The organism is Streptomyces sp. NPDC006711, assembly GCF_042869775.1.
GTDB lineage: Bacteria > Actinomycetota > Actinomycetes > Streptomycetales > Streptomycetaceae > Streptomyces.
Genome location: NZ_JBIAGO010000015.1, coordinates 76993 through 103819 on the forward strand (window position 1 = coordinate 76993; position 26827 = coordinate 103819).

The 26827-nt window shown below is 70.7% G+C and carries 24 protein-coding genes and 1 riboswitch; of the genes, 7 read left to right on the forward strand and 17 right to left on the reverse strand.

Features of this window, described 5'->3' with window-relative positions; translation table 11 throughout:
- Nucleotides 1-6 precede the first annotated feature (6 nt).
- On the reverse strand, nt 7-993 hold the full coding sequence (locus ACFYM2_RS25900) for a GlxA family transcriptional regulator (RefSeq protein ID WP_388839530.1): 987 nt from the start codon (nt 991-993) through the stop codon (nt 7-9).
- A 125-nt stretch (nt 994-1118) separates the two neighbouring features.
- Here ACFYM2_RS25900 and ACFYM2_RS25905 point away from each other — a divergent pair, with 125 nt between their 5' ends.
- A complete protein-coding gene (locus ACFYM2_RS25905; RefSeq protein ID WP_358999415.1) occupies nt 1119-2069 on the forward strand; it encodes an NADP-dependent oxidoreductase in 951 nt (316 codons plus the stop codon).
- A gap of 19 nt (nt 2070-2088) precedes the next feature.
- Here the strand turns inward: ACFYM2_RS25905 and mnmA are convergent, their stop codons facing one another.
- Nucleotides 2089-3234, reverse strand: a complete 1146-nt coding sequence (mnmA, locus tag ACFYM2_RS25910; protein WP_358999413.1) for a tRNA 2-thiouridine(34) synthase MnmA — start codon at nt 3232-3234, stop codon at nt 2089-2091.
- A gap of 147 nt (nt 3235-3381) precedes the next feature.
- Here mnmA and ACFYM2_RS25915 point away from each other — a divergent pair, with 147 nt between their 5' ends.
- Nucleotides 3382-3987, forward strand: coding sequence for an N-acetylmuramoyl-L-alanine amidase (locus ACFYM2_RS25915; RefSeq protein ID WP_358999410.1), 606 nt, complete (start codon nt 3382-3384; stop codon nt 3985-3987).
- Between the two features lie 22 nt (nt 3988-4009).
- Here the strand turns inward: ACFYM2_RS25915 and ACFYM2_RS25920 are convergent, their stop codons facing one another.
- From ACFYM2_RS25920 to ACFYM2_RS25930, 3 genes are all read right to left on the reverse strand, one after another.
- Nucleotides 4010-5179, reverse strand: a complete 1170-nt coding sequence (locus ACFYM2_RS25920) for a cysteine desulfurase family protein (RefSeq protein WP_388839533.1) — start codon at nt 5177-5179, stop codon at nt 4010-4012.
- A gap of 70 nt (nt 5180-5249) precedes the next feature.
- Nucleotides 5250-5519, reverse strand: coding sequence for a DUF4190 domain-containing protein (locus ACFYM2_RS25925; protein WP_358999404.1), 270 nt, complete (start codon nt 5517-5519; stop codon nt 5250-5252).
- Between the two features lie 2 nt (nt 5520-5521).
- Nucleotides 5522-5677, reverse strand: coding sequence for a hypothetical protein (locus ACFYM2_RS25930; protein WP_350232803.1), 156 nt, complete (start codon nt 5675-5677; stop codon nt 5522-5524).
- Nucleotides 5678-5931: 254 nt separating this feature from the next.
- Here ACFYM2_RS25930 and ACFYM2_RS25935 point away from each other — a divergent pair, with 254 nt between their 5' ends.
- Nucleotides 5932-6546: a TetR family transcriptional regulator gene (locus ACFYM2_RS25935; protein WP_388461198.1), complete on the forward strand. Its 615-nt coding sequence runs from the start codon at nt 5932-5934 to the stop codon at nt 6544-6546.
- Between the two features lie 640 nt (nt 6547-7186).
- Here the strand turns inward: ACFYM2_RS25935 and ACFYM2_RS25940 are convergent.
- The 11 genes from ACFYM2_RS25940 to ACFYM2_RS25990 all read right to left on the reverse strand — a co-directional run bounded on the left by ACFYM2_RS25940 (nt 7187) and on the right by ACFYM2_RS25990 (nt 20033).
- The gene (locus ACFYM2_RS25940) at nt 7187-8056 is read right to left on the reverse strand and encodes a thioesterase family protein (protein WP_358999398.1); all 870 of its coding nucleotides are present in this window, start codon (nt 8054-8056) and stop codon (nt 7187-7189) included.
- 109 nt (nt 8057-8165) lie between these two features.
- On the reverse strand, nt 8166-8825 hold the full coding sequence (locus tag ACFYM2_RS25945; RefSeq protein WP_358999395.1) for a trimeric intracellular cation channel family protein: 660 nt from the start codon (nt 8823-8825) through the stop codon (nt 8166-8168).
- A 45-nt stretch (nt 8826-8870) separates the two neighbouring features.
- Nucleotides 8871-10274, reverse strand: coding sequence for a M1 family metallopeptidase (locus ACFYM2_RS25950; protein ID WP_388839536.1), 1404 nt, complete (start codon nt 10272-10274; stop codon nt 8871-8873).
- 95 nt (nt 10275-10369) lie between these two features.
- Nucleotides 10370-11962 carry an ABC transporter ATP-binding protein gene (locus tag ACFYM2_RS25955; protein ID WP_388839653.1) on the reverse strand — a complete coding sequence of 531 codons (1593 nt, stop codon included), beginning with the start codon at nt 11960-11962 and terminating at the stop codon, nt 10370-10372.
- Between the two features lie 29 nt (nt 11963-11991).
- Nucleotides 11992-13089 carry an ABC transporter ATP-binding protein gene (locus tag ACFYM2_RS25960; protein ID WP_358999389.1) on the reverse strand — a complete coding sequence of 366 codons (1098 nt, stop codon included), beginning with the start codon at nt 13087-13089 and terminating at the stop codon, nt 11992-11994.
- Nucleotides 13086-14084, reverse strand: a complete 999-nt coding sequence (locus ACFYM2_RS25965; RefSeq protein WP_358999386.1) for an ABC transporter permease — start codon at nt 14082-14084, stop codon at nt 13086-13088. Before ACFYM2_RS25965 ends, ACFYM2_RS25960 begins: the two co-directional genes overlap by 4 nt.
- 123 nt (nt 14085-14207) lie before the next feature.
- A complete protein-coding gene (locus tag ACFYM2_RS25970; RefSeq protein ID WP_358999383.1) occupies nt 14208-15980 on the reverse strand; it encodes an ABC transporter substrate-binding protein in 1773 nt (590 codons plus the stop codon).
- An 80-nt stretch (nt 15981-16060) separates the two neighbouring features.
- The gene (locus ACFYM2_RS25975; RefSeq protein ID WP_358999380.1) at nt 16061-17065 is read right to left on the reverse strand and encodes an ABC transporter permease; all 1005 of its coding nucleotides are present in this window, start codon (nt 17063-17065) and stop codon (nt 16061-16063) included.
- Nucleotides 17066-17493: 428 nt separating this feature from the next.
- Nucleotides 17494-18291: an enhanced serine sensitivity protein SseB C-terminal domain-containing protein gene (locus ACFYM2_RS25980; protein ID WP_358999377.1), complete on the reverse strand. Its 798-nt coding sequence runs from the start codon at nt 18289-18291 to the stop codon at nt 17494-17496.
- A 163-nt stretch (nt 18292-18454) separates the two neighbouring features.
- A complete protein-coding gene (locus tag ACFYM2_RS25985; RefSeq protein WP_388839541.1) occupies nt 18455-19228 on the reverse strand; it encodes an enhanced serine sensitivity protein SseB in 774 nt (257 codons plus the stop codon).
- A 139-nt stretch (nt 19229-19367) separates the two neighbouring features.
- Entirely contained in the window at nt 19368-20033 is a 666-nt protein-coding gene (locus ACFYM2_RS25990; protein ID WP_388839656.1) for an AAA family ATPase, read from the reverse strand.
- Between the two features lie 353 nt (nt 20034-20386).
- A riboswitch (glycine riboswitch) is annotated at nt 20387-20484 on the forward strand.
- Nucleotides 20485-20637: 153 nt separating this feature from the next.
- Between ACFYM2_RS25990 and gcvT the strand changes: the two genes are divergently transcribed.
- The 4 genes from gcvT to ACFYM2_RS26010 all read left to right on the forward strand — a co-directional run bounded on the left by gcvT (nt 20638) and on the right by ACFYM2_RS26010 (nt 25076).
- Nucleotides 20638-21765 (forward strand): glycine cleavage system aminomethyltransferase GcvT, encoded by a 1128-nt coding sequence (gene gcvT / locus ACFYM2_RS25995; RefSeq protein WP_350232792.1) that lies wholly within the window; start codon nt 20638-20640, stop codon nt 21763-21765.
- Between the two features lie 100 nt (nt 21766-21865).
- Nucleotides 21866-22240, forward strand: a complete 375-nt coding sequence (gene gcvH, locus ACFYM2_RS26000) for a glycine cleavage system protein GcvH (RefSeq protein WP_358999369.1) — start codon at nt 21866-21868, stop codon at nt 22238-22240.
- 38 nt (nt 22241-22278) lie between these two features.
- Nucleotides 22279-23538: a serine hydroxymethyltransferase gene (gene glyA, locus ACFYM2_RS26005; protein ID WP_388839544.1), complete on the forward strand. Its 1260-nt coding sequence runs from the start codon at nt 22279-22281 to the stop codon at nt 23536-23538.
- Nucleotides 23539-23693: 155 nt separating this feature from the next.
- Nucleotides 23694-25076, forward strand: coding sequence for an L-serine ammonia-lyase (locus ACFYM2_RS26010; protein ID WP_388461188.1), 1383 nt, complete (start codon nt 23694-23696; stop codon nt 25074-25076).
- Between the two features lie 109 nt (nt 25077-25185).
- Here the strand turns inward: ACFYM2_RS26010 and mpaP are convergent, their stop codons facing one another.
- Nucleotides 25186-26826, reverse strand: coding sequence for a daptide biosynthesis intramembrane metalloprotease (gene mpaP / locus ACFYM2_RS26015; protein WP_388839547.1), 1641 nt, complete (start codon nt 26824-26826; stop codon nt 25186-25188).
- Between the last annotated feature and the right edge of the window lies 1 nt (nt 26827).

The following is a 26827-nucleotide window of genomic DNA, read 5'->3' on the forward strand; positions in this document are numbered from 1 at the left end:
CGCGGTTCAGGCGGGCGCGCCGACCTGGAAGGTGCGCCGGTAGGCGACCGGTGAGACGCCGAGCACGGAACGCATGTGCTGGCGCAGCGAGTTGGCGGTGCCGAAGCCAGCCCTGTGGGCCACCAGGTCCACCGGCAGGTCGCTCGACTCCAGAAGCTGGCGGGCCAGTTCGAGCCGCTGGGCGGTGAGCCAGGTGCCCGGTGTCATGCCCGCCTCCTCGCGGAAGCGGCGCGTGAAGGTGCGCAGACTCATGCGGGCGTGGGCGGCCATCTCGCCCAGCGAGAGCGGTTCCTGAAGGCGCTCCAGGGCCCACGCGCGGGTGGCGGCGGTGCTGGCGAGGGTGGGCTCGGGGACGGGGCGTTCGATGTACTGGGCCTGGCCGCCGTCGCGCCAGGGCGGGACCACGCAGTGCCGGGCGGCGCGGTTGGCGACCGCGCTGCCGTGGTCGCGGCGCACCAGGTGCAGGCACAGGTCGATGCCGGCGGCCGCGCCCGCCGAGGTCAGGACGTCGCCGTCGTCGACGAAGAGGACGCCCGGGTCCACGTCGACGCCGGGAAAGACGCGCGCGAAGGCGGCGGCGTCGCACCAGTGCGTGGTGGCGGGCCGCCCGTCGAGCAGCCCGGCGGCGCCCAGCACGTAGGACGCGGTGCAGATGGAGACCATGCGGGTGCCGGGCCTGATCCGCCCGAAGGCGCGGACCAGCGGCTCGGGCAGCGGGCCGCCCTTCGCCATGGCGCCGAGATTGTGGGTGGGCGGGATGACCACGGTGTCGGCGGTCGCGAGCGCTTCGGGCCCGTGGTCGACCGCGACCGAGAACCCGGCCTCGGTGCGCACCGGCCGCCCGTCCGCGGTGCAGACGGTCACCTCGTACAGGGGCGTGCCGTCCGGCCCCTTGGCGCTGTTGAAGATCCGGGGCGCGATGCCCAGCTCGAAGGAGACCACTCCGTCGAGGGCGAGCACCGCCACCTGATGCGTGTTCGGTCGGGCAGGCATGGCCAGATTCTGTCACATCATGGCCAAACGGTCAGCACCATACGGGGCCGCCAGACCGCAGGCTGGTCTCCGTTGGTGGCTCCCACCAGCCGAAACCCCTCGACAGTCGTTGCAAAGGATCACTCATGTCCCAGACCATGCGCGCCATCAGCTACGCCCGGTACGGCGGCCCCGAGGTGCTGGCCGAGATCGAGACCGCGCGCCCCGAGCCGGGCACGGGCGAGGTCCTGGTGCGCGTCCACGCGGCGGGGGTCAACCCGGCCGACTGGAAGATCCGCACACACGGCGGGTTCACGCCGATGGGCGACCCCGCGATCCTCGGCCACGACGTGTCCGGCACCGTCGAGGCGGTGGGCGTCGGCGTCACGCTGTACCAGCCGGGCGACGCGGTCTTCGGCATGCCGCTCTTCCCGCGCCAGGCCGGCGCCTACGCCGAGTACGTCGTCGCCCCCGCCCGGCACTTCGTCCCCAAGCCGGACGGCATCGACCACATCCAGGCGGCCGCCCTGCCGCTGGCCGCGCTGACGGCGTGGCAGTCGCTCGTCGACACGGCCCGCCTCGCCCCGGGGCAGCGGGTGCTGGTCCACGCGGCGGCCGGCGGGGTCGGACACCTCGCCGTACAGATCGCCAAGGCGCTCGGCGCGTACGTCATCGGCACGGCGAGCGCGGCCAAGCACGCCTTTGTCCGGGGGCTCGGCGCGGACGAGGTGATCGACTACACCGCCGTCGACTTCACCGAGGCCGTAGGAAACATCGACGTCGTCTTCGACGCCGTGGGCGGCGACTACAGCGCGCGCTCCCTCACGGTGCTGCGCCCCGGCGGCACGCTGGTCTCGATCAACACGCCGGACGAGCCCGAGCTGCTTGCCGAGGCGGCGCGGCGGGGCCTGCGGGCCGGCTTCACCATCGTGGAGCCGGACCAGGCGGGCATGCGCGCGATCGCCGCGCTCGTGACGGAGGGCAAGCTCCGCGTGGAGATCGACTCGGTGTTCGACCTGGCCGACGCCGCGAAGGCGCACGAGTACGGCGAGCGCGGACGCACCCAGGGGAAGATCGTCCTTCGCGTCGCCCAGTAGCGCCTTCGGGTGCGGCCCGCTACACGCGGGCTGCGGCCCGCTCGGTCGTGGCGATGGTGGCGGAGCCCACTACGCGTGTGCCGTCGTACAGGACGATGGCCTGGCCGGGGGCCACACCTCGGACCGGTTCGGCGAACGTCACCTTCAGGACGTCGTCGACCAGTTCCGCCGTCACCTCGGTCTCGCCGCCGTGGGCGCGCAGCTGCGCCGTGTACGTGCCCGCTCCGGCCGGGGCGGTGCCGCACCAGCGGGGCTTGATCGCGCCCAGGGCGGTGACGTCGAGCGCTTCGACGGGGCCGACGGTGACCGTGTTGTTGACCGGCGAGATGTCCAGGACGTAGCGCGGCTTGCCGTCGGCGGCCGGGTGCCCGATGCGCAGGCCCTTGCGCTGGCCGATGGTGAAGCCGAAGGCGCCCTCGTGGCTGCCGATCTTGGCGCCGGACTCGTCCACGATGTCGCCCTCCGCCTTGCCGAGGCGGTTCGCGAGGAAGCCCTGGGTGTCGCCGTCGGCGATGAAGCAGATGTCGTGGCTGTCGGGCTTCTTGGCGACGGCCAGGCCCCGGCGCTCGGCCTCGGCGCGGATCTCGTCCTTGGTGGTGAGGGTGTCGCCGAGCGGGAACATCGCGTGGGCGAGCTGGCGCTCGTCGAGCACGCCGAGCACATAGGACTGGTCCTTGGCCATGTCGGACGCGCGGTGCAGCTCGCGGGTGCCGTCCTCGTTCAGGACGACGGTCGCGTAGTGGCCGGTGCAGACCGCGTCGAAGCCGAGCGCGAGGGCCTTGTCGAGCAGCGCCGCGAACTTGATCTTCTCGTTGCAGCGCAGGCACGGGTTGGGCGTGCGGCCCGCCTCGTACTCCGCGATGAAGTCCTCCACGACGTCCTCACGGAAGCGTTCGGCCAGGTCCCAGACGTAGAAGGGGATGCCGATGACGTCCGCCGCGCGGCGGGCGTCGCGGGAGTCCTCGATGGTGCAGCAGCCGCGGGCCCCGGTGCGGAAGGACTGGGGGTTCGCGGAGAGCGCCAGGTGCACGCCGGTGACGTCGTGGCCGGCTTCGGCGGCCCGGGCGGCGGCGACGGCGGAGTCCACACCGCCGGACATGGCGGCCAGGACGCGCAGGGGGCGCGGGGAGGTCATCGACGGGGGCTGCGGCGAAGTCTGAGTCATAGCACTCGTAAGGGTACGTGGGATCGGGAACCGGGGGCGCGGGAGTATCCGTTGTGCCTGTCAGAGGGGGTCCGATCCGGGATTCCGGGGCCCGCCGGGTGCGGCGCGGCCTGCTGGGGAGGTACGGGAGCGACGGGGGCGGGGCGTATGGCGACCAGCCGCAGGGGGCTGCTGATCGGGGGCGCGGTGGTGGCGCTCGGGACCATCGGATATCTGAACGCGCCGCACGCGCGCCCGCACAGACCGCGCAAGGCCGGAGAGCTGGACTACGCGGGGGCGCGGTGGGTGGCGGCCGCCCCGGGGAACTGGCGGATGGCGGACCGGCCGGAGGACTACGCGGTGGACCGGGTGGTGATCCATGTCGTCCAGGGCAGTTTCGACAGCGCGCTCAAGACGTTCCAGGACCCGAGCAACAAGGTCGCGGCGCACTATGTGGTGTCCGGGGACGGGCACATAGCGCAGACGGTCCGTGAGCTGGACGTGGCGTACCACGCGGGCAATCGCGCTTATAACGAGCGCAGCGTCGGCATAGAGCACGAGGGCTTCATCGAGGAGGCGTCCTCCTTCACCGACGCCATGTACGCGGCGTCGGCGCGGCTGACGGCGGCGATATGCGCCCGCTACCGCATAGCCGTCGACCGCAAGCACATCATCGGGCACGTGGAGGTGCCGGGCACCGACCACACCGACCCCGGTCCGCACTGGGACTGGCCGCGCTACCTGACGATGGTGGGCGCGGCCACCGGGGCCTGAGCCGCGCGCCGGGGTGGCGGTGTCAGACGAGTCCGGCGGTGCGGGCGCGCTCCACCGCGGGACCGATGGCGCCCGCGACGGCCTCGACATCCGCCTCCGTGGAGGTGTGGCCCAGGGAGAAACGCAGGGTGCCGCGGGCCAGGTCGGGGTCGGTGCCGGTGGCGAGCAGGACATGACTGGGCTGGGCGACGCCCGCGGTGCAGGCGGAGCCGGTGGAGCACTCGATGCCCTGCGCGTCGAGCAGCAGCAGGAGGGAGTCGCCTTCGCAGCCGGGGAAGGTGAAGTGGGCGTTGGCGGGGAGCCGGCCCGCCGGGTCCGGGTCGCCGCCGAGGATCGCGTCGGGCACGGTCCGGTACACGGCCTCCACGAGCCGGTCCCGCAGCCCCCCGGTGTCCCGGGCGAACGCGCCGCGCCGCTCGGCGGCGAGCCGCCCGGCGACCGCGAACGCGGCGATGGCCGGGACGTCGAGGGTGCCGGAGCGCACATGCCGCTCCTGCCCGCCACCGTGGAGCACGGGCACGGGGGTGTACTCACGGCCGAGCAGCAGGGCGCCGATGCCGTACGGGCCGCCGATCTTGTGGCCGGAGACGGTCATGGCGGCGAGACCTGAGGCGGCGAAGTCGACGTCGAGCTGACCGAAGGCCTGCACCGCGTCGGCGTGCAGCGGGACGTCGAACTCCCGGGCCACGGCGGCCAGTTCGGCCACCGGCATGATGGTGCCGATCTCGTTGTTGGCCCACATGACGGTGGCGAGGGCGACGTCGTCGGGGTCGCGCTCGATGGCGTCGCGCAGCGCCTGGGGGTGCACTCTGCCGTACGCGTCGACGGGCAGGTATTCGACGGCGGCGCCCTCGTGTTCGGCGAGCCAGTGCACCGCGTCGAGCACGGCGTGGTGCTCGACGGGGCTGGCGAGGACGCGCACGCGGCGCGGGTCGGCGTCCCTGCGGGCCCAGTACAGGCCCTTGACGGCGAGGTTGTCGGCCTCGGTGCCGCCGGCCGTGAAGACGACCTCGCTGGGGCGGGCGCCGAGCGCGTCGGCGAGTTCTTCCCGGGCCTCCTCGGCGGTGCGGCGGGCCCGCCGTCCGGCGGCGTGCAGCGAGGACGCGTTGCCGGTAGCGGTCAGCTGGGCGGTCATCGCCTGGACCGCCTCCGGGAGCATCGGAGTGGTCGCGGCGTGGTCGAGGTAAGCCATGGTGGGCCCGATTCTACGAGCCGCGCGGGGTGGACCGTGCCGCGGTTCCGGCCAGGGGCGTGGCCCGGGATCAGCCGCTCAGGCCCCAGGACACGGTGTGGTCGGCCATGACGAGGACGGCGAGAACCACGAGGTCGGCGACGCCGAGGGCGAGTCCGAGCAGGGCCCGGCCGCGGCGGCGCGTCCGGTACAGGAGGGAGAGCGAGGCCAGGACGATGGCGATGGGGCCGAGGACGACGTTCATGACGAGCAGCCCGAGCAGGCCGAGAACGAAGGCCGCGACGGCCATTCCGTCGGCGTCACGGTCCCGGCTGCGGCGGCGGATCGCGGCGAGTTCCATGGTCAGCCCTTCCGGTGCGAGAAGCGTTCACGGGCGGAGAAGACGAGCAGCCAGACGGCGATGACGCCGGCGACGGCGAGCGTGACCGGGAGCGGGAGGTGCGCCGCTGAGCCCAGCACGACCCCCAGCAGGAGGAGGGCTGCGACGAGGAAGAACATGAGATCCCTTTCCGTGTGCGGTTCTTCGACAGTCCGGTGTCTGGCATCCGGCATCAGGTATCCGATGTCCCGTATTCGGCACCGGGCCGGTGTCCTGGGTGGTGCTCCGGATGAGCCGGTTGGGGCTCCGGATGCCCTGGTCGTGTTCCGTGTACCTCCGATCAGCGGGGCCAATCGCCTTTCGGAGTACGACTGTTCACTGACTGATGAGTCTAGTGTTCCCAACTTCGGCGAACAGCTGTTTACTGAGTGGTATGAGCCACACTCTCGGAATCCGGCAGGCCCAGAAGCAGAAGACGCGCCAGGCCCTCATGGACTCGGCGCTCCAGCTCCTGGAGCACCAGAGCCTGAGCAGCCTCGGGCTCCGGGAGGTCACCCGGGCCGTGGGCGTGGCACCGGCCGCGTTCTACCGCCACTTCAAAGACACCGCCGACCTCGGCGTCGCCCTGGTCGAGCAGGCACTCGGATCGCTCCATGGCACGATCCGGGCGGCGATCGTCACCACCGGGGCCAGCGACGAACGCATCGACCGGGCGGTCGCGTTGATCGCCGCCCACGTCCGCGCCTACCCCGCGCACGTCCGCTTCATCGCCCGCGAACGGCACGGCGGGGTGGCGCCGGTCCGCGACGCGATCGGCGTGCAACTGCGGTCCTTCGCGGACGAGGTGGCCGAGGCGCTGGGTGCGGACCCGCAGTCGAAGGGGTGGCCCCCGGCGGATCTGCGCATGCTGGGTGGCCTGTACGTCGACCACATGGTGATGACGGCGTCGACGCTCCTGGAGGACGGCGAGGGAGCGGACGCGGTCCTCACGACCGCCCGCGCGCAGCTGCGTTTGGTCGCGCTGGGGCGGCGGCACTGGCTGGACTGAGCGGGGGCCACGGGGTGGCGGGCGGCGGTTGCCCACGCCGCGGGGGCCCGGGCTCCGCTGTGCGGCTGGGCCGGCCTTGGAGCGCCCGGTGACCCCGGCCCCGCCGCCGGGGCTTCGCCCCGGACCCCGGTGAGGCCCCACCCCACCCCTTCCCGAAACCCTCCGGGGGTGAACGCGCGGCCACAGCTCATAGCGGGGCACGGCACGAACGCCGGGGTGCGATGTGCCCTCATGGGCCAAACCCCCGGGGTGCAGGGGCGCAGCCCCGCATGGGGTCTGGGGCGCAGCCCCAGGGGCCGGGCCCAACCAACCCCGCACAACGGGCGGGCGGGCAAACCCCCCGGGGCGCACGGGCGCAGCCCCACGTGGAGTCTGGGGCACAGCCCCAGGGGCCGGGCCCAACCAACCCCGCACAACGGGCGGGCGGGCAAACCCCCCGGGGCGCACGGGCGCAGCCCCGCATGGGGTCTGGGGCACAGCCCCAGGGGCCGGGCCCAACCAACCCCGCACAACGGGCGGGCCGGTGGGCAAACCCCTCGGGGCGCAGGGGCGCAGCCCCGCATGGGGTCTGGGGCGCAGCCCCAGGGGCCGGGCTCACCAACCCCGCACAACGGGCGGGCGGGTGGGCGAACCCCCCGCCTCAGCCCCGCGGCGCCCGCGCCAACTGGCGGGACTGGGCGACCAGCCGATCGGCCGAGTCCCAGACCTCCGCGTCCTCCTCCAGAAAACCCCCGGCCAGATTCCGCGTGGTGATCGACACCCGCAGCGGCCCCGGCGCCGGCCGGCAGCGGATGTGCGTGGTCAGCTCGACCGTCGGCGTCCACCCCTTGAGCCCGAGCTCGAAGGACGTCGGGGGCAGCGCGTCCACGGTGAGGAGCAGCGAGACCGGGTCCGCGTCACGCCCGTCCGCGAGCCCGAACCACGCCCGCATCTCGCCCTTGCCGGACGGCGCCCCCACCGCCCAGCCGAGCGTGGTCGGATCGAGCTTGAGCATCAGCCGGTCGGTGATGGCCGAACTGCCGGGGATGGGCGGACGGGAGCCGTCGGGCGCGTCCGTCGCGCCGATGCAGTGCGACAGCGGCGGCATCGCGGGCGGCTGCGCGGTGGTGCGCACCTCGTCGGTGAGCGCGTCGAGGTCCCCGTACGAGCCGAGGACCCGGATGCGCTCGATCTCCGCGCCCGCCTCGTCGTACTGGAACAGCGAGGCCTGACCGGTGGAGAGGGTGCGCCCGGTGCGTACGACCTGGGTGCGGATGACCGCGGGACCCGGCACGGACGGCGTGAGGTAGTGCGCCGAGACGCTGAACGGGTCCGGGTGCGGCAGCGCGTCGCCGAGCGCCCGGCCCAGGAGGGCCAGCAGATAACCGCCGTTGACGGCGTTGATGATGGTCCAGCCCGCCGAGAGCTCGGCGTCATAGACTCCCGCTTCCCGCAGGGTGATCGCGGTGTCGCGGTCGAACTCGCTGTCCCCGATCGCGGCGGGGAGTACCGGTGACGTTGCCTGTGCCATGCGCAGCACCGTACACCGATAAATTACTGAGCGGTAGCTTTCCTGCCGCTCGCACTCCTCACATCCGCGCCCACCGCCTCACACCCACGCCCTCACACCCAATCCCCCCTCACACCTCCTCCAGCGTCGAGCTGCGCCGGTGCCACGCGCGCGGTGCCCGCCAGTGGTACTTCAGGGCCGCGATGCGCAGCAGGAAGGCCGTGACCACCGCGAGCCCGCTGGTCCCCGCGCTCAGGAGGTCGAAGCGGATGAAGAGCACGACCATCGTGGAGCCGACGATCGCGGGCACCGCGTACAGATCGCGGTCCCAGCGCAGCAGGGAGGGCACCTCGTTGGCGAGGACGTCACGCAGCACACCGCCGCCCACCGCCGTGGCGAGGCCGAGCGCCGCCGACGAGGTGAGCCCGAGCCCGTAGTCGTACGCCTTGGTCGTGCCCGTGACGCAGAACAGGCCGAGCCCCGCCGCGTCGAAGACGTTGACCGCGAGCTGGGTGCGCTCGACCTCGGGATGCAGGAAGAAGACCAGCACGGCGGCGAGCAGCGGGGTCACGAAGTACCCGAGGTCGGTGAAGGCGGCCGGCGGGACCGCCCCGATCATGAGGTCGCGGAACAGCCCTCCGCCCAGCGCGGTGACCTCGGCGAGCACCGCGATGCCGAACACGTCGAAGTTCTTGCGCACGGCGAGCAGGGCGCCGGAAATCGCGAAGACGAAGATTCCGACGAGGTCCAGCACATGCTGGACGGAGGGGCTGAACAATGAGTGGAGCACCCCGCATTTTTACTCATCGCGGGGCGCCCCTCGGCACCGCCTGGCTCAGAGCGCGGGCTTGCCCGTGTCGTAGATCCACTTCTGGAACAGTCCGTCGAGCGACTCGCCCGATATCTCCTCGGCGAGGCTGATGAAGTCCTCGGTGTCGGCGTTGTGGTAGCGGTGGGCCTTGGTCCAGGCCGGGAGCAGCTTGAAGAAGGCCTGGTCACCGATGCGTTCGCGCAGTTCCTGGAGCATCATCGCGCCGCGTTCGTAGACCGCGTCGGCGAACATCGTGTCGCGCTGCGGGTCGGCCACCTCGATCTTCCAGAAGTCGTCGTCGGCCGGGATCGAGTTGTAGGCGGCGAGGAAGGAGTCGTGCGCGGTTTTCGTGCCGCGGTGCTCGGCCCACAGCCACTGGGCGTAGGTCGCGAACCCCTCGTTGAGCCAGATGTCGTCCCAGTGGGCCACCGAGACGGAGTCGCCGAACCACTGGTGGGCGAGCTCGTGCACGATGGTCGACTCGGAACGTACCGCCGAATAGCTGGGCTTGGACTGGGTCTCCAGGGAGAACCCGGCCTGCGGCATGTCGTCCACGACGGCCCCGGTCTCCTCGAAGGGGTACGGGCCGAAGAGCTTGGACCAGTAGTCGGTGGCCTCGGCGGTCACCGCGTACACGTCGACCTTGTTCTGGTTGGCGAGTACGGGGTCGATGGCCACGTAGATGGGCGTACCGCCGGGCGTGCGGCCGGTCTTCACGTCGAACTTGCCGATGGACGCCGTGGCCAGGTAGGTCGCCATCGGCTTGCTCTCGCGCCAGTGGTAGTACGAGCGTCCCCCTCGGTCGTAGGAGTCCACCAGGCGCCCGTTGGACACGCCCGTCAGCCCCTTCGGCGCGTCGATGCGGATGTCGTACGTGGCCTTGTCGGAGGGGTGGTCGCTGGAGGGGAACCAGGTGGAGGCGGCGTTGGGCTCGCAGGCCACGAAGACGCCGTCCTTGGTCTTCATCCAGCCGTAGTCGGAGCCGAAGACGATGGGTCCGTTCAGCGCGTGCGGCACTCCGCCGTAGACGACGGTGACCTCGAACTGCTCACCCCGGGAGAGCCGGTGGCGCGGGGTGATGACGATCTCGTCACCGTTTCTGCTGAAGTCGGCCGGCCTGCCGTTCACCCGGACCGAGTCGACCGTCAGCTTCTGGAGGTCCAGGTCGAAGCGGGAGAGGTTCTGGGTGGCGCGGGCGGTGACCGTGGTACGCCCGTCCAGGCGCCCGGAATCGGGGTTGTAGCTCACCCCGAGGTCGTAATGCAGTGCGTCGAAACCACCGTTGCCCATCAAGGGGAAGTACGGATCACCGATGCCCGGGGCGCCGGGTGAGGCGGCGGGCGCTGCGGCGATGGTGAATCCGGCGGCCACCGCGGTGGCGAGGGCGAGCAGCCGGGAGCCGTGACGTGCCGAACGGGAGAGTGCCATGAGTCTGCCCTTCGAGCGTGTGCCGTTGGTACGGACACGCAGACTCTGCACTCTCCCGTCTCGTCATGAACATGACTTTACTGAACTGTCATGCCCTACTTGCCGGTTGACTCCTGCGTCCCGGCCTCCGGCTTGCCTGCTCCCGGCTTGCGGCCCCCCGTCTTGCGAGCCGCCGACTTACGGGCCCCCGCCTTGCCGGCCGCGGACTTGCCGGCCCCCGGCTTGCCGGCGTCGGTTCCGGCCGCGCCGGCGTCGGTCGCCTCGGCTTCGGAGCCGGCCGCGCTCGCGTCGGACGCGGCGGAGTCGGACACTGCCGCGCCAGATGCGCCCCCTCCAGGCGCCTCGGTCTCGGACGCGCCGGCTTCGGACGCGCCGACTTCGGACGCCCCCGCCTCAGACGCGGCCGCTTCCGGTGCCTCCGTCTCGGACGCCTCCGCTTCGGACGCCTCTGCCGGCTCGGAGTGCTCGACCGTCTCCGCCGCCTCCGCCGATGCCACCGACTCGGGCGCCTCCACCGATGCCGCCGCCTCCGGCGATGTCGCCGCCTCCGGCGATGTCGCCGCGTCCGTTCCGCCGATCGTCACGACCTCGATCGACTCCCGGGCCTCCGCGAGAACCGTCTCGCCCGGCGCCTGGTCCGGCGCGTTCTCCGGGTGGTGGCAAGCCACGCGCTGGCCCGGCTTCAGCTCGACCAGCACCGGCTCCTTGGTCGTGCAGATCTCCGTCGCCTTCCAGCACCGGGTGTGGAACCGGCATCCGCTCGGCGGCGAGATGGGCGAGGGAACGTCACCCTTGAGCAGGATCCGCTCGCTCTTCATGCCGCGCCGCCGCGGATCCGGCACCGGCACCGCGGACATCAAGGCCTTGGTGTACGGGTGCATCGGCGCCGAGTACAGCGACTTGCGGTCGGCCAGCTCGACGATCTTGCCCAGGTACATGACCGCGATCCGGTCCGACACGTGCCGGATGACCGACAGGTCGTGCGCGATGATCACGTAGGTGAGACCGAGCTCCTGCTGGAGGTCGTCGAGGAGGTTGACCACCTGCGCCTGGATCGAGACGTCGAGGGCCGAGACCGGCTCGTCCGCGACGACCAGCTTCGGCTTGAGCGCGAGCGCGCGGGCGATGCCGATGCGCTGGCGCTGACCGCCGGAGAATTCGTGCGGATAGCGGTTGTAGTGCTCGGGGTTGAGCCCCACGACCTCCAGGAGCCGCTGGACCTCCTTCTTGACCCCGCCCTCGGGCTGGACGCCCTGGAGCTTGAAGGGGGCCGAGATGATGCCGCCGACCGTGTGCCGGGGGTTCAGCGAGGAGTACGGGTCCTGGAAGATCATCTGGACGTCGCGGCGCATCGGCCGCATGCCGCGCACCCCGAGGTGGGTGATGTCCCGGCCCTCGAACTCCACGGTCCCGCCGCTCGGTTCGAGCAGCCGGGTGATCAGCCGGCCCATCGTCGACTTGCCGCAGCCGGACTCACCGACCACGCCGAGCGTTTCGCCGGAGCGCACGTCGAAGTCGAGGCCGTCGACGGCCTTGACCGAACCCGTCTGCCGCTTCAGCAGGCCGCTGCGGATCGGGAAGTGCTTCTGGAGGCCGCTGACCTTGAGCAGGACCTCGCCGGGAGCCACCTCGCCGGACGCCTTGGTCCCGGCCGGGACGGCGCCCTTGCTCTGGGCGGGAATCGTCACGTCGTTGTCCGTCACGCCTTTGTCCTCGCTCACAGCTTGGGCGCAATCTCTTCGGTCCAGATGCGCTCCCGCTCGCCGGACGACATGTGGCAGGCGGTCCAGTGACCGCTCCCGCCGTCGGCCAGTTCGGGGCGCACGGTCCGGGTGATGTTGTCCTTGGGCACATCGGCGTACGGGCAGCGCGGGTTGAAGGCGCAGCCGGACGGGATGTTGATCAGGGACGGCGGGGAGCCCTTCACGGGGATGAGCCGTTCGGTCTCCTCCCGGTCGATGCGCGGCATCGAACCGAGCAGCCCCCAGGTGTAGGGGTGGCGGGGCTCATAGAAGACCTTCTCGGCCGGTCCGCGCTCCACGCAGCGGCCGCCGTACATCACCAGGATGTCGTCGGCGAGCTCGGCGACGACGCCCAGGTCGTGGGTGATGATGATGACCGCGGAGCCGAACTCCTTCTGCAAGTCCCGGATCAGGTCCAGGATCTGCGCCTGCACGGTGACGTCCAGGGCGGTCGTCGGCTCGTCCGCGATCAGGAGGTCGGGGTTGTTCACCAGCGACATCGCGATCATCGCGCGCTGGCGCATGCCGCCGGAGAACTCGTGCGGGTAGGAGTCGACGCGCTTGTCGGGCTGGGGGATGCCGACCCGGTCGAGCATCTCGATCGCCCGGGTGCGGGCGGTCTTCTTGTCGACGTCGTGGTGGACCCGGTAGGCCTCGATGATCTGCTTGCCGATGGTGAAGTACGGGTGCAGCGCGGACAGCGGGTCCTGGAAGATCATCGCCATGTCGCGGCCGCGCAGCTTGCGCACCTCGTCCGGGTCGGCCGACAGCAGTTCCTTGCCGTTGAGCCAGATCTCCCCGGAGATCTGGGCCCTGCGCTTGCCGTACTGGCCGGCCGTGTGCAGCCCCATGATGCCCATCGAGGTGACGGACTTGCCGGAGCCGGACTCGCCGACGATGCCGAGGGTCTTGCCCTTCTCCAGCGAGAAGGTGAGCCCGTCGACGGACTTGACCAGGCCGTCGTCGGTCGGGAAGTGCACCTTGAGGTCGCGCACGTCGAGGAAGGCGTCCGAGGGCCGCTCACCCGCGACCGGTTCGCCGACGGCGGCGCCGGTCTTGTTCAGGTCGGTCATGCGAGCCTCACTCGGGGGTCGATCACGGCGTACAGGAGGTCCACGACCAGGTTCGCGAAGATCACCGCCGCCGAGGTGATCAGCGTGACACCGAGGATCACCGGAAGGTCGCGGTCGTTGATGGCCTGGAGCACGGCCCGGCCCAGACCCGGAATGCTGTAGGTGGTCTCGGTGAGGATCGCGCCGCCGATGAGGGCGCCGATGTCCATGCCGAGGACCGTGAGGATGGGCGCCATCGTGGAGCGCATGGCGTGCTTGCCGATGACGGTGGATTCCTTGAGGCCCTTGGCCCGGGCGGTTCTGACGTAGTCCTCGCCCATCACTTCGAGCATGGTCGCCCGGGTGAGACGGGCGTACATCGCCGCCTGGAGGAAGGCGAGCGTGATCCAGGGCAGCAGGAGGCCGCTGAACCAGCCCGTTGGTGACTGGCTGAAGGGCACGTACTCCCCGTTGAGCCAGTGCAGTTGGTAGGTGAAGATCGCCAGCGAGAGCAGACCGGTGAAGTAGATGGGCAGCGACACGCCCGCCAGAGCCACCGTCATGGAGAACCGGTCCCACAGCGAGCCGCGCTTGAGGGCGGAGACGACGCCGGTCAGGACGCCGAAGATGACCCACAGGATGGCCGCGCCGATGACCAGCGACAGGGTGACGGGGAAACGGTCCTTGAGGACGGGCCAGATCGCCTGCTCGTTCTTGAACGAGTAGCCGAAGCACGGGGCGTCACAGTGGATCGTCGTACCGCCGCCGGTGTAGTCGCGGCCGGCCACGATGCCCTTCACGAAGTCGAAGAGCTGGACGAAGATCGGGTCGCCGAGACCCAGCTTGGAGCGGACCGCTTCGAGAGCAGCGGCGTCGGACTGCTTGCCGACGTACATGGTGGCCGGGTCGACGCCCGTCCACTTGGGGACCAGGAAGAAGATGCCGAACGTCACGAGCATGACGATCAGCAGCATCACGATGGCGGCGGCGAACCGCCTGATGAGATATGCGAGCACTGCTCTCGGCCCGGCGGCGGGCCGGGGGCACCGGATTGCGGTACCCCCGACCCGTCACACGACGGCCTTCACCTGCCCTTCGTGCCTAGCGGCGGGTGCGCCGGCGGAGCGATTGGACGACGGTCACTTCTCGACGCCGAGCGAGGCGTAGTCGTAGAAACCGTTGTTGTTGGTCGTCGTGTAGACGTTGGTGAGGCGGGAGCTGCGCCACTTGACGTTCTTCTCGAAGACGAACGGCAGGTAGACGGCGTGCTCGGAGACCTTCTGGTTGATCTGCTTGTAGATCCCGGCGGCCTCTTCGGGGGTGTTCGCCGCGATGGCGTTGTCGAAGAGCTTGTCGATGTCCGGGTCGTTCAGCATCGAGTAGTTGTTGTTGCCGTTGGGCAGGATGAACTTGGAGTCGACCAGCGGGAGCAGGAAGCCCTGGCCGGACGCGAAGTCCGGGCCCCAGCCCATGATGATGATTCCGTAGTTCTTCTTCTTGACGACGTCGGGGTTGCCGATGATGCCGGTCGTCTGCGCGCCGTCGTACTGGTCGATGTCGGCCTTGATGTTGACCTTGGCGAGCGCGGCCTGGAGCGACTGCGCCGTGGCGACCTCGACCTGCTTGTTGTTGCGGACCGCGATGGTGGTGGAGAAGCCACCGGGGTGGCCGCAGGCGGCGAGCTCTTCCTTGGCCTTCGCGATGTTCGGGGCGCCGTCGTTGGCGGTCGCGCCGTAGGGGTCGTACTTCGGGTCTGAACCGCTGATGATCGGCGGCAGCATGTTGGTGGCGATGTCACCACCGGCCTGCGGGCCGCCGCGGGCGGTCTGGAGCGACTTGTGGTCGGCCGCGTAGATGACGGCCTTGCGGCAGTGCTCGTTGTCGAACGGGGCCACCGTCTGCGGGAAGACCGCGTAACGGATGTAGCCGGTGTCCGGGTTGTCGACGTTGCCCTTGTACTGCTGGAGCGCCTTGGTGCGGCCGGCGGCGCCGAGGCCGGTGCCGTTGATGTCGACGTCGTAGTCGCCGTTGATCAGACGGCTGTCCATCTCGTCGGCGCTGCTCAGCAGGGTGAGGCTGATCTTGTCCGGCAGGGCCTTGCGGACGTTGTCCGTCTTCGGGTCCCACTGGTCGTTGCGGACCAGGACCATGGACTTGTTGGGCGAGTAGGACTCCCACTTGTACGGGCCGAGCGAGAACGGCTTGAGGCCGTACTTCGACTGCGTGTCCTTGTCCTGGCGGACCGGGGTGCCCGAGGGCATGGCCAGCATCTGCTCGAAGTCGACGTTGGGCGCCGGCAGCTTGAAGACGATGGTCTTGTCGTCGGGCGTCTCGATGGCCTTCAGACCCAGCTTGTCGGGCGAGGTGTCCTTGTAGGGACCCTTGTACTCACCGGTGGGGTCGAGGACGTCCTTCAGGTAGACGGGGCCGCCGGAGATGACGTCCTGAGCCCAGATGCGCTCGATGCCGTACTTGACGTCCTTGGAGGTGACGGCCTTGCCGTCCTCCCACTTGACGCCGTCCTTCAGGTGGTACGTGTACGTCTTCTTGTCCGGCGAGACCTCGGCGAGACCGGTCGCGATGTCCGGGACCAGCGTCTCGCTCTCCTTGCCCGGGGCGGCCTTGAACGTGATCAGCGTGCGCGTGTAGTAGCGCGCGTAGTCCCACATGAAGCCGTAGTAGCCACGCTGCGGGTCCCACGAGTCGGCGTCCTGGGTACCGACGAACTTGAGCTCGCCGCCCTTCTTCGTCGACGCGTTCGCCAGCTTGCTGTTGGCGGCGTTGAAACCGGGGGCCTTGCCCTTGCTGTCGCTGCCGCCACCTCCGCCGCAGGCCGCGGTGGACAGCAGAGCCGCAACGACGATCGCGGCGCCGGCGACCGTCTTTCGCCTTGATGAACCTGGGGTTGTCACGATCTCGCTTCCTCCGTAGTGGGCGTCTTGCCTGTCGCGGCCCGTGCGGTGCGCCGGGCCGGAGTCTGTGAATTCCCGCATCAGCGGGTGCCCTTCGGGTCGAGGGCGTCGCGGACGCCGTCGCCGAAGAGGTTGAACGCCATCACGGTGATGAAGATCGCCACACCCGGGATGATCATGAACATCGGATCGGACTGGTAGGTCGCGATCGCCGTCGACAGCATCTGTCCCCAGGAGGACGTGGGCGGCTTGACGCCCGCTCCCAGGAAGCTGAGCGCCGCCTCGGTGAGGATGTTCGTCGGGATCATCAGCGTCATGTAGACGGTGACCGGCGCGATCAGGTTGGGCAGCAGCTCCTTGAACAGGATGTAGCCGCGGCCGGCGCCCAGACTGCGCGCCGCCTCGACGTACTCGCGCTCCCTCAGCGACAGCGTCTGGCCGCGCACGATGCGCCCCACGTACGGCCATCCGAAGAAGCCGATGACGAGGATCATCACGAGCAGCCGCACTCCGGTGCCGCTGAGGCCGAAGAGCTGGCTGGGGACCACGGAGATCAGGGCGATGATGAAGAGCAGCTGCGGGAAGGAGAGCAGCATGTCCATCACCCGGCTGATGATCGCGTCGAGCCAGCCGCCGAAGTAACCGGCGATCACGCCGAGCACGGTGCCGACCACGACGGCGAAGACCGCCGCGAGGAAGCCCACGAGCAGCGAGACGCGCGCGCCGTAGACGATCCGGCTGAACACGTCGCGGCCGTTGACCGGCTCAACTCCCAGCAGGAAGTGGGAGTTGATGCCGCCCCAGCTGCCGGTCGGCGTGGAGAGCAGCGGGTCGATCTGGTCCTCGTGGAACTCCTCCGGCGGATGGCCGAACGCGTCGACGATCCACGGCGCGAAGATCGCGACGAGGACCAGGAACACGACAACGATGCCACCGGTGAGGGCGAGCTTGTCCTTCTTCAGCCGGTTCCAGGCGATACGGCCCAGCGAACGCCCCTCGACCGCTCTGGTCTCGTCGCTCGGCCTGGCGCCGAGGTCGGCGGTCGGGTCCGCGTCGGCGGGTGTGTCGTGCAATGGTGCCGTCATCGTGGCAAGGACCCCTCTCAACCGGCGGTGACCGGCCCGCACTTGCCGCTGTAGCGGCGCGTTCCCATCAGCAGTGCGAGCGGGGGGCGACACCGGGCAGCGGGTCGGGCTGCTCGCACACGGGCCCGAACGGCCCTGCATGCCGGGAGTCTTCAATGGCGTCGCGATCACCCGCCAGACCTGACGGCGAAAGTATGCGCAAACGTGATGCGGAAAGGGGGTTTCCGTTATGCGGACGCGGGTTAACAGGGGTCGGACATGCGGAAGTTGGGGCGCAGGCGACACGCGGGGCCATTGCGGTCTTCGCCCCATCAGAACGGACATTCCCCGGCACGCGGGGGAAGTTGACCGCGTCCGCCCTGGTGGGAGCCTCGCGCGGCGGAGCCCGGCGCGCGCGCCCGAGGAGCCGCGCGGCCGCCGGCGCGGACTCAGTAGGCGCGCGGGGCGGCCGGCGGGTAGCCGTAGCCGGACGTTCCCGGGGCCGGGGCGGCGCTTGCCTCACGGTCGTAGAACGGGCGCGCGTGGGCTTTCAGCCACATGCAGACCGGGTCGTACGCGTCGGACATGGCGACCGCGGAGACGGCGAGCCCGTCCGGCACGGCGGCGGCCGACTGGCGCATCATCGCCCGCACGGCCTCCACGGACGGGGCGCCGAAGTCGTACAGATCGAGACCGATGGCGAGGTAGGGCGCGCCGAGCGCGGGCTGCACCCAGGCGCGGCGCAGGGAGCGCACGGCCGGGGTGTGGTGCGCGTTCTGCGCGAGCAGGGCGTAGAACTGCGGTACTTCGACGGCCGGTTCGCAGAGCCTGAGCGGTCCCGCGGGCATCCGGTCGAGGCCGGTGGCGATCCGCCGCAGATCGGTCCAGGGGATGCCGACGCCGCCGCCGGGGGCGTGCGGATTGAGCCAGATCCCGTACCGGTCGGGGTAGAGGGCGCGGGCGACGTCGAGGGCGCCGGTCACCTCGTGCGCCCGGTTCCAGCCGCTGGCGGAGAGCTCCTGGGGCGAGGTCACACAGGGCGCGTACGCGACGCCGTCGACCTCCATGGTGCCGTACTGGGCGTCCGGCGAGCCCGGGGTGCCGTTCCACAGGAGCATCCACAGGCGGCCGGACGCGGGGTCGGCGAGCGCGTGCAGCAGCGCCTCGTACACGTCGTAGCGCCCGGGCGTCACCTGGCGCAGCATGTGCTCGACCTGCCCGGCCGCGGCGGTGCCTGACGCGCTCACCCTGGGTTCCGCCCCTCTTCGATCCACCGTGCCGACGTCCTGCGCCACCCCGCAGCCCCGCAGCCCCGGGCACGCGCGAGCGGCTGCGGGGCTGCACGGGTCATGAAACCAGGTTAGGGCCTGTCCGGCGGACCTTGTCGGGGACGCGGGGCCCTGGCGGTTGTTACTGGGCCCGCGTATAGAAGGGGCGTACCCGCTCACGCATCCAGGTGGCGACGGGATCCTGTGTCACATCGAGCAGGACCAGGTGGACCGGCCAGCCGACCGGGGCGCGGCCGAGCGCCCGGCCCAGTGCCTCCATCGGGGCCCCGCGTCCCGCGCCGTCCCAGGTGGAGAACTCCACGCCGATGAAGAGGGTGGGCGCGTCGCCCTCGATGGAGGCGAGCGCGCGGCGGGCGCTGAGCACCACGCCGGTCGCATCGAACTCCTCGGCCGCGACGCCGAGGAATCGCACCGGGTCCTCCTGCCAGTCCGGCTCGAAGAGGCGTACCCGGGCGCCGGACGCGGGTCCGTCGAGTGCGGTACGCCCGGTACGGCACAGCTCGGCCACGGCCGGCGGGGGCAGCGGCATGCCGACGGTGCCCTCGGGGTTGACCACGATGCCGAGCTGCGGCGGGAGCCCGCGCGCGAACTCGACGGCGGGCGCCACCGCGAACGACATATGGGCGCCTACGCACTGCATGAACTGCTGCTCGGAGCTGTAGACGGGGACATAGGGGGCGCCGTTCAGCTCCAGGGTGGGCAGGTCGAGGTCGGTGCTGTCCTGGCTGCCGCCGTTGGGCAGCGGCACCCACACCGCGTTGCGGCCCAGGACCTCTATCAGGCGCGGACCCGCGTCGGGCTGCCCGACGGCCGCGGCCAGCACCTCTTCGAGCTCGTTGCCCGGCCAGCCTCCGCCGCCGTGCGGATGCGCGAACACCTGCTCCGGAAAGTTCATGTGCCGTCCCTCTCCCCCGACTGTCCCCGACCCCCGCCGCGTGCCCGGCTCCTGCGCGGCCGTGCACCTCGACCCTAACGCCGCACCCCTGGCCGGAAGAAAGCCGGCGGGGCCAGGGCCCGGCGCACGCCCGCGCGCCTCACTCGGTGAAGCCGATCCGTCGCAGCACGGAGGCCGACTCCCGGTCGAGCAGGACGGCGCTCGCGCAGCCGGTCGGCAGCCGCCCGGCCTCGACCTGGGCGATCAGGCGGCGGGCGGCGCCGCGGTGCCGGGCGAAGGCGTACGCCGACACCCAGCGGCCCCGCGCGGCCTGACCCTCAAGAGCGGTGCCGGCCGGCACGTCGAGCACGACCAGACGCAGCGCGCGTCCCCTGCGCCGCGCGCCCCGCCCCAGCCAGTGCCGCACCCACGCCTGGGTGCCGCAGTCGTGCACGACGAGGCTGTCGCCCGAGCGCAGCGCCCACCAGGTCCGCGCGAAGTGCGCGGTGCGGGTGAGCGGGCGGTACAGGAGGTAGGGGATGCCGGGCAGTGCGCGCTGCCAGGCGAGCCGGGTGTCCTGGGAGTCGATCCTGCGGTCGGTGACGGCGCGGCGCATCAGGGTCGTCTTGCCGCTGCCGGGCAGGCCGGACACCACGACGACGTCACCCGCGTCGAACAGGAGCTCCGGCGGGGTGAGCCCGGGCCGCCCCCGCAGATCCCATACCGTCCCGAACGCCTCGGGTACTTCCGGCACCTCAGGCACCCCGGGCACACCGGGCACCTCCAGCACCTCCAGCACCCCCGGCACCCTGGGCACACCGGGCACCTCCAGCACCCCCGGCACCCTGGGCACACCGGGCACCTCCAGCACCTCCGGCACCCTGGGCACACCGGGCACCTCCAGCACCCCCGGCACCTCATTCACCTCCGGCACCCCCGGCCCCGGCCGCCCCGAGCGCTCCCGGCGCGCCGCCGGTACCGTCGGCCTCGCCTCCGGGCCGTCCGGCGCGGACACCTCCCGCACCCGCCCGGTCCTGTGCTCCGCCGTCATGGCACTCCCCCCTGTTCGCTCCCGCTTTCCTTGCCCAGGGAGTGTAAAGAGCCGGTAATGGGTCACCGGCGATGTGCCGTCCTCGGGATGCGTGCAATGATGTGCGCGCCAACTGCATACCGGCCGTTCGAATCCGCGCGGGAGAGTCCTCAGCAGCTGTGAGCTGGGGCGCCGAAGGAGCAAGTTCCTCCCTTGAATCTCTCAGGCCCCGTACCGCGCGGGTGAGGCAGATCTGAAAAGCGGGCCGTCCCCTGCCGGGCGGTCCCACCCAAGGTGCAAGCCGAGCCGCGCAGCGCGCGCCGGTGAACCTCTCAGGTTCCGATGACAGATGGGGAGGATGTCCTCGACCGTCATGCCCCGGGACCTTGGAGCACCATCCATGAGCAACGCCCCCCGCCTCACCTCCCTCGATGCCCTGCATCGATCGCTGGGCGCCACGATGACCGACTTCGCGGGCTGGGACATGCCGCTGCGGTACGGGAGCGAGCGCGACGAGCACAACGCCGTACGGACCCGCGCCGGACTCTTCGACCTCTCCCACATGGGCGAGATCACCGTCACGGGCCCCGAGGCCATGAAGGCGCTGAACTACGCGCTCGTCGGCAACATCGCCACCATCGGCGTGGGCCGCGCCCGCTACACGATGATCTGCCAGGAGGACGGCGGCATCGTCGACGACCTGATCGTCTACCGCTTGGGCGAGACCGAGTACATGGTGGTCGCCAACGCGGGCAACGCTCAGATCGTGCTGGACGCGATCACCGAGCGCGCGGCCGGCTTCGACGCCGAGGTCCGCGACGACCGCGACGCCTACGCGCTGATCGCGGTCCAGGGCCCCGAGTCCCCCGGCATCCTGAAGTCCGTGACGGACGCCGACCTGGACGGCCTGAAGTACTACGCGGGCCTGCCCGGCACCGTCGCGGGTGTCCCCGCGCTCATCGCCCGCACCGGCTACACCGGCGAGGACGGCTTCGAGCTGTTCGTGGCGCCCGAGCACGCCGAGCGGCTGTGGCGCGCGCTGACCGAGGCCGGAGCGGACGCGGGCCTTGTGCCGTGCGGCCTGTCCTGCCGCGACACGCTGCGCCTGGAAGCGGGCATGCCGCTGTACGGGCACGAGCTGACGACCGCGCTCACCCCCTTCGACGCCGGTCTCGGCCGGGTCGTGAAGTTCGAGAAGGACGGCGACTTCGTGGGCCGCGCCGCTCTGGAGGCCGCCGCCGAGAAGGCCGGCGCGAACCCGCCGCGCAAGCTGGTCGGCCTGATCGCCGAGGGCCGCCGGGTGCCGCGCGCCGGGTTCGCCGTGGTCGCCGCGGGCGGGGCCGGCGGCGAGACCGTGGGCGAGGTCACCTCGGGCGCGCCGTCGCCGACGCTGGGCAAGCCGATCGCCATGGCCTACGTGGACGCGGCGTACGCCGAGCCGGGCACGGCCGGGGTCGGCATCGACATCCGCGGGACGCACGAGCCCTACGAGGTCGTAGCCCTCCCCTTCTACAAGCGCCAGAAGTGACGCGCGTCCTTCTTCCGCTCCCCCTCTCGCCTCCCGCCTTCCGCGACACGTCACGAGACCCCGTCAGCAGCACTCCCCCGCGTACAGGAGAATTCAGGTCATGAGCAACCCCCAGCAGCTGCGCTACAGCAAGGAGCACGAGTGGCTGTCGGACGCCGAGGACGGCGTCTCGACGGTCGGCATCACGGAGCACGCGGCCAACGCGCTCGGTGACGTCGTGTTCGTACAGCTTCCCGAGGTGGGTGACACGGTGACCGCGGGCGAGACCTGCGGCGAGCTGGAGTCCACCAAGTCGGTCAGCGACCTGTACTCCCCGGTCACGGGCGAGGTCGTCGAGGCCAACCAGGACGTCGTGGACGACCCTTCGCTGGTCAACTCGGCCCCCTTCGAGGGCGGTTGGCTGTTCAAGGTGAAGGTCACGGACGAGCCGGGCGACCTGCTCACCGCCGCCGAGTACACCGACTTCGCCAGCTGACCCGCACCACAGGGATACAGGGAAACAGGGATCGTCTGATGTCGCTTCTGAACCAGCCCCTCCACGAGCTGGACCCGGACGTCGCCGCCGCCGTCGACGCCGAGCTCCACCGTCAGCAGTCCACCCTCGAAATGATCGCCTCGGAGAACTTCGCTCCCATCGCGGTCATGGAGGCCCAGGGCTCGGTCCTCACCAACAAGTACGCCGAGGGCTACCCGGGCCGCCGCTACTACGGCGGCTGCGAGCACGTCGACGTGGTCGAGCAGATCGCGATCGACCGCGTCAAGGCGCTGTTCGGCGCCGAGGCCGCCAACGTGCAGCCGCACTCGGGCGCCCAGGCCAACGCGGCGGCCATGTTCGCGCTGCTCAAGCCGGGCGACACGATCATGGGTCTGAACCTGGCCCACGGCGGTCACCTGACCCACGGCATGAAGATCAACTTCTCCGGCAAGCTCTACAACGTGGTCCCCTACCACGTCGACGAGACCGGCGAGGTCGACATGGCCGAGGTCGAGCGCCTGGCCAAGGAGTCCAAGCCCAAGCTGATCGTGGCCGGCTGGTCCGCCTACCCGCGCCAGCTGGACTTCGCCGCCTTCCGCCGCATCGCGGACGAGGTCGGCGCGTACCTGATGGTCGACATGGCCCACTTCGCGGGACTGGTCGCCGCGGGTCTGCACCCCAACCCCGTGCCGCACGCCCACGTCGTGACCACCACCACGCACAAGACCCTCGGCGGTCCGCGCGGCGGTGTGATCCTCTCGACGCAGGAACTCGCCAAGAAGATCAACTCGGCGGTCTTCCCGGGTCAGCAGGGCGGCCCCCTGGAGCACGTGATCGCGGCGAAGGCGGTGTCCTTCAAGGTCGCGGCGTCCCCCGAGTTCAAGGAGCGCCAGCAGCGCACCCTGGACGGCGCCCGGATCCTGGCCGAGCGCCTGGTCCAGGACGACGTCAAGGCGGTGGGCGTGGACGTCCTGACCGGCGGCACCGACGTGCACCTGGTCCTGGTGGACCTGCGCAACTCGGAGCTGGACGGCCAGCAGGCCGAGGACCGTCTGCACGAGGTCGGCATCACGGTCAACCGCAACGCCATCCCGAACGACCCCCGGCCGCCGATGGTCACCTCGGGTCTGCGCATCGGCACCCCGGCGCTCGCCACCCGCGGCTTCGGTGACGAGGACTTCCGCGAGGTCGCCGACATCATCGCCGAGGCGCTGAAGCCGCAGTTCGACAAGGACGCCCTGTCGGCCCGGGTGTCCGCTCTGGCCGCCAAGCACCCGCTGTACCCCGGCCTGAAGTAATTTCGTACGCTTTCGTTATCGGATCCTTCCGTACGAAAGTCCCGGGGCACCCCGCACACTGGGTAGTGAGCGTGGTGCCCCACCCCATGCTGTGCCAGCTTTGCTCTGCACCACCACGGCAGACAACGGCGTCTACCCACCCCAAGGAGTTCTCCGTGGCCATCTCGGTCTTCGACCTGTTCTCGATCGGCATCGGCCCGTCCAGCTCCCACACCGTCGGCCCGATGCGGGCGGCCCGGATGTTCGCGGCGCGCCTGAAGAACGAGGGTTTGATCGCCCACACCGCCCGCATACGGGCCGAGCTGTACGGCTCGCTCGGCGCGACCGGGCACGGCCACGGCACGCCGAAGGCGGTCCTGCTCGGCCTTGAGGGCGACTCGCCGCGCACGGTCGACGTGGAGACCGCCGACGCCCGCGTGGAGAAGATCAAGGAGTCGGGCCGGCTGAACGTGCTCGGCATGCACGACATCGCCTTCTCCTACGACGACGACCTGGTCCTGCACCGCCGCAAGGCGCTGCCCTACCACGCCAACGGCATGACGGTCTTCGCCTACGACGCCGACGGCGAGCTCGTCCTGGAGAAGACGTACTACTCGGTCGGCGGCGGCTTCGTCGTGGACGAGGATGCCGTGGCGGGCGACGACCCGATCGTGCCGGACGACACGGTCCTCAAGCACCCCTTCCGCACCGGCGACGAGCTGCTGCGGCTCGCGCGGGAGACCGGCCTTTCCATCTCCGCGCTGATGCTGGAGAACGAGAAGGCCTGGCGCACCGAGGAGGAGATCCGCTCCGGGCTCCTGGACATCTGGCGGGTCATGCAGGCGTGTGTCTCGCGCGGCATGTCCCGCGAGGGCATCCTGCCCGGCGGCCTCAAGGTCCGCCGCCGCGCCGCCACCACCGCCCGCCAGCTGCGCGCCGAGGGCAACCCCGACGCGCACGCGATGGAGTGGGCGACGCTGTACGCGATGGCCGTCAACGAGGAGAACGCGGCGGGCGGGCGCGTCGTGACCGCGCCCACCAACGGCGCGGCCGGCATCATCCCGGCGGTCCTGCACTACTACATGAACTTCGTGCCCGGCGGGACCCCGCAGGAGAAGGAGGACGGCGTCGTCCGCTTCCTGCTCGCGGCCGGCGCGATCGGCATGCTGTTCAAGGAGAACGCCTCGATCTCCGGCGCCGAGGTCGGCTGCCAGGGCGAGGTCGGCTCCGCCTGCTCGATGGCGGCCGGCGCCCTCGCCGAGGTCCTGGGCGGCACCCCGGAGCAGGTCGAGAACGCGGCCGAGATCGGCATGGAGCACAACCTGGGTCTGACCTGCGACCCGGTCGGCGGCCTGGTCCAGATCCCGTGCATCGAGCGCAACGGCATGGCCGCCGTGAAGGCCGTCACCGCCGCCAAGATGGCGATGCGCGGCGACGGCAGCCACAAGGTGTCCCTGGACAAGGTCATCAAGACGATGAAGGAGACGGGGGCCGACATGAGCGTCAAGTACAAGGAGACGGCCCGCGGCGGCCTCGCGGTGAACATCATCGAGTGCTAGGCACGCAGGCCCCGATCAGCGGTCTTGCTTCAGCGCTGTTCGGGGCCCTCCTGGCCCAGGATGGGCTCGTCGCCGGTGTGCAGAGCGACGCCTCTGCGGGCTCACGCCGTTACCGGATCCATTCCGTGGCCGACCACCACGGCTCCCCGACCATGGTTGCGGTCAGGTGCGACAGCCAGGTCGTGGAACCCGCGTCAGCCACGACGACGCCCCGATCGGGCGCACCGTTGCGAACAACGACCGACTCCAGGCCGTAGCGGTTGGCGACCACCTCGCCCGGTACCCCCTTCAGCGGGAGGAAGAGCTCCAAGCGCGCCTTCTCCGGAGCCGCTTTCGGCCCGGTGACGGCCGTGCCGACCCGGCGGTTGCCCAGGGCGCCGGTGGTCATGAGTACAACCTCTCCCCCTGGACTTGGCCGCAGGACGCCTGGCGCCTCGGGGAAGAAGACGTCCGTGCGCGCTCCCGACCTCGTATACGCGCCGTAGGTCTTCTGCGTGTACGGCTGGGACTGCGCCAGCACGATCAGCCCGGTAGCAGCCGCAGTGAGTACCGCGAGGCCGCGCAGCGGGTTACGGGCGTGCGTGGACCGGTACAGCCCGAGCAGGCGGTACAGCAGGTAGCCGACGACACCTGTCAGCAGGCACAGCCAGCTGAGGGCTCCCATCGGCCCGTAGGCCATCAGCGCGCCCCTTGCGACGGCCAGAAGATTTCCGATGATGATCCACGGATAGAGGATGCACGCGGCACCGAACACGGCCCAGCCGTCCGGGAGCAGGCGTGTGGGGCGTGGCCCGCCGAAGACTGCCCAGCCGACGACCGCACGGCAGTCGGCCATGCTCTTGTCCCGCAGGTTGGGGATGTTCACCCAGGCCATGAGGGCGATGTAGCCATCCAGCCGGATGAAGGGCAGCAGGTTGAGCACACCGGTGAGGGCCGTCATCAGTGCGCTCAGGCCCAGCACCCGGCCGGTCTGGCCGCCGCACAGCCAGGAGGCGATCGTCAGCAGGCCGGCGGCCGCCAGTTGGCAGATCACCCCGGCGAGCGCGACCAGCACGCGCTGTCGCCGGGTGCGGAGCCGCCAGAGGTCGGTGACGTCGCAGAACATCGCTGGAGCGCAATAGAAGAGCATCACCCCGATGCGGTGCGGACGGCCGCCGAACCGTGCCAGGACGGCACCGTGGGCGAGTTCGTGAATGCCGTTGACCACCACGACGATGGCGAAGGCGATCAGCCAGTGGTGCCACGGCAAAGGCCGCCAGGCGGCGTCCGCGATCGTGGCCGCCCCGAGCCCGGCGGCCATCAGGCCGGCCACGACCGCCAGCAGGCAGCCGCCTGCCACTGCCCGACTCGCCATGACACGCGGCAGCAGGCTGCCCGGAGCGAGGAACTTCGGTCGCCCGAGGAGTGTGAACTGAAGGGACGCAGGCGGCCGGAAGCGAAAGCGTCTCTCCTTGGGTGGCTCTGCCTCGGTCCCCTGGAGGAGCCCCAGGTCGGTGAACTTCCGCAGAGCCGCGTCGAGTTCGCGTTCGGGGACCGCGGGCCCCAGGTCGTTCTTGACCTGTATCAGGTCGCGGGTGCCGTCCAGGCTGCGGAGCAGCGCGGCCGCTCCGCAGCCCACCCGCGTGAAACGGCTGTGCCGTTCGTCCGCGAGCGTCCAAGCACGTTCCCCCTCCTCCGGAGGCAGGAATTCGACGTCGGGACGTACCTGTGGGTGACTGGGGATCTCCAGTCCCGGTGCGCTGGCAGCCATC

Bases quoted from the DNA above. Each gene is read 5' to 3' on its own strand.
- ACFYM2_RS25900 (WP_388839530.1), bottom strand. From the start codon at position 993: ATGCCTGCCCGACCGAACACGCATCAGGTGGCGGTGCTCGCCCTCGAC.
- ACFYM2_RS25905 (WP_358999415.1), top strand. From the start codon at position 1,119: ATGTCCCAGACCATGCGCGCCATCAGCTACGCCCGGTACGGCGGCCCC.
- mnmA (WP_358999413.1), bottom strand. From the start codon at position 3,234: ATGACTCAGACTTCGCCGCAGCCCCCGTCGATGACCTCCCCGCGCCCC.
- ACFYM2_RS25915 (WP_358999410.1), top strand. From the start codon at position 3,382: ATGGCGACCAGCCGCAGGGGGCTGCTGATCGGGGGCGCGGTGGTGGCG.
- ACFYM2_RS25920 (WP_388839533.1), bottom strand. From the start codon at position 5,179: ATGGCTTACCTCGACCACGCCGCGACCACTCCGATGCTCCCGGAGGCG.
- ACFYM2_RS25925 (WP_358999404.1), bottom strand. From the start codon at position 5,519: ATGGAACTCGCCGCGATCCGCCGCCGCAGCCGGGACCGTGACGCCGAC.
- ACFYM2_RS25930 (WP_350232803.1), bottom strand. From the start codon at position 5,677: ATGTTCTTCCTCGTCGCAGCCCTCCTCCTGCTGGGGGTCGTGCTGGGC.
- ACFYM2_RS25935 (WP_388461198.1), top strand. From the start codon at position 5,932: ATGAGCCACACTCTCGGAATCCGGCAGGCCCAGAAGCAGAAGACGCGC.
- ACFYM2_RS25940 (WP_358999398.1), bottom strand. From the start codon at position 8,056: ATGGCACAGGCAACGTCACCGGTACTCCCCGCCGCGATCGGGGACAGC.
- ACFYM2_RS25950 (WP_388839536.1), bottom strand. From the start codon at position 10,274: ATGGCACTCTCCCGTTCGGCACGTCACGGCTCCCGGCTGCTCGCCCTC.
- ACFYM2_RS25960 (WP_358999389.1), bottom strand. From the start codon at position 13,089: ATGACCGACCTGAACAAGACCGGCGCCGCCGTCGGCGAACCGGTCGCG.
- ACFYM2_RS25975 (WP_358999380.1), bottom strand. From the start codon at position 17,065: ATGACGGCACCATTGCACGACACACCCGCCGACGCGGACCCGACCGCC.
- ACFYM2_RS25985 (WP_388839541.1), bottom strand. From the start codon at position 19,228: ATGAACTTTCCGGAGCAGGTGTTCGCGCATCCGCACGGCGGCGGAGGC.
- gcvT (WP_350232792.1), top strand. From the start codon at position 20,638: ATGAGCAACGCCCCCCGCCTCACCTCCCTCGATGCCCTGCATCGATCG.
- gcvH (WP_358999369.1), top strand. From the start codon at position 21,866: ATGAGCAACCCCCAGCAGCTGCGCTACAGCAAGGAGCACGAGTGGCTG.
- glyA (WP_388839544.1), top strand. From the start codon at position 22,279: ATGTCGCTTCTGAACCAGCCCCTCCACGAGCTGGACCCGGACGTCGCC.
- mpaP (WP_388839547.1), bottom strand. From the start codon at position 26,826: ATGGCTGCCAGCGCACCGGGACTGGAGATCCCCAGTCACCCACAGGTA.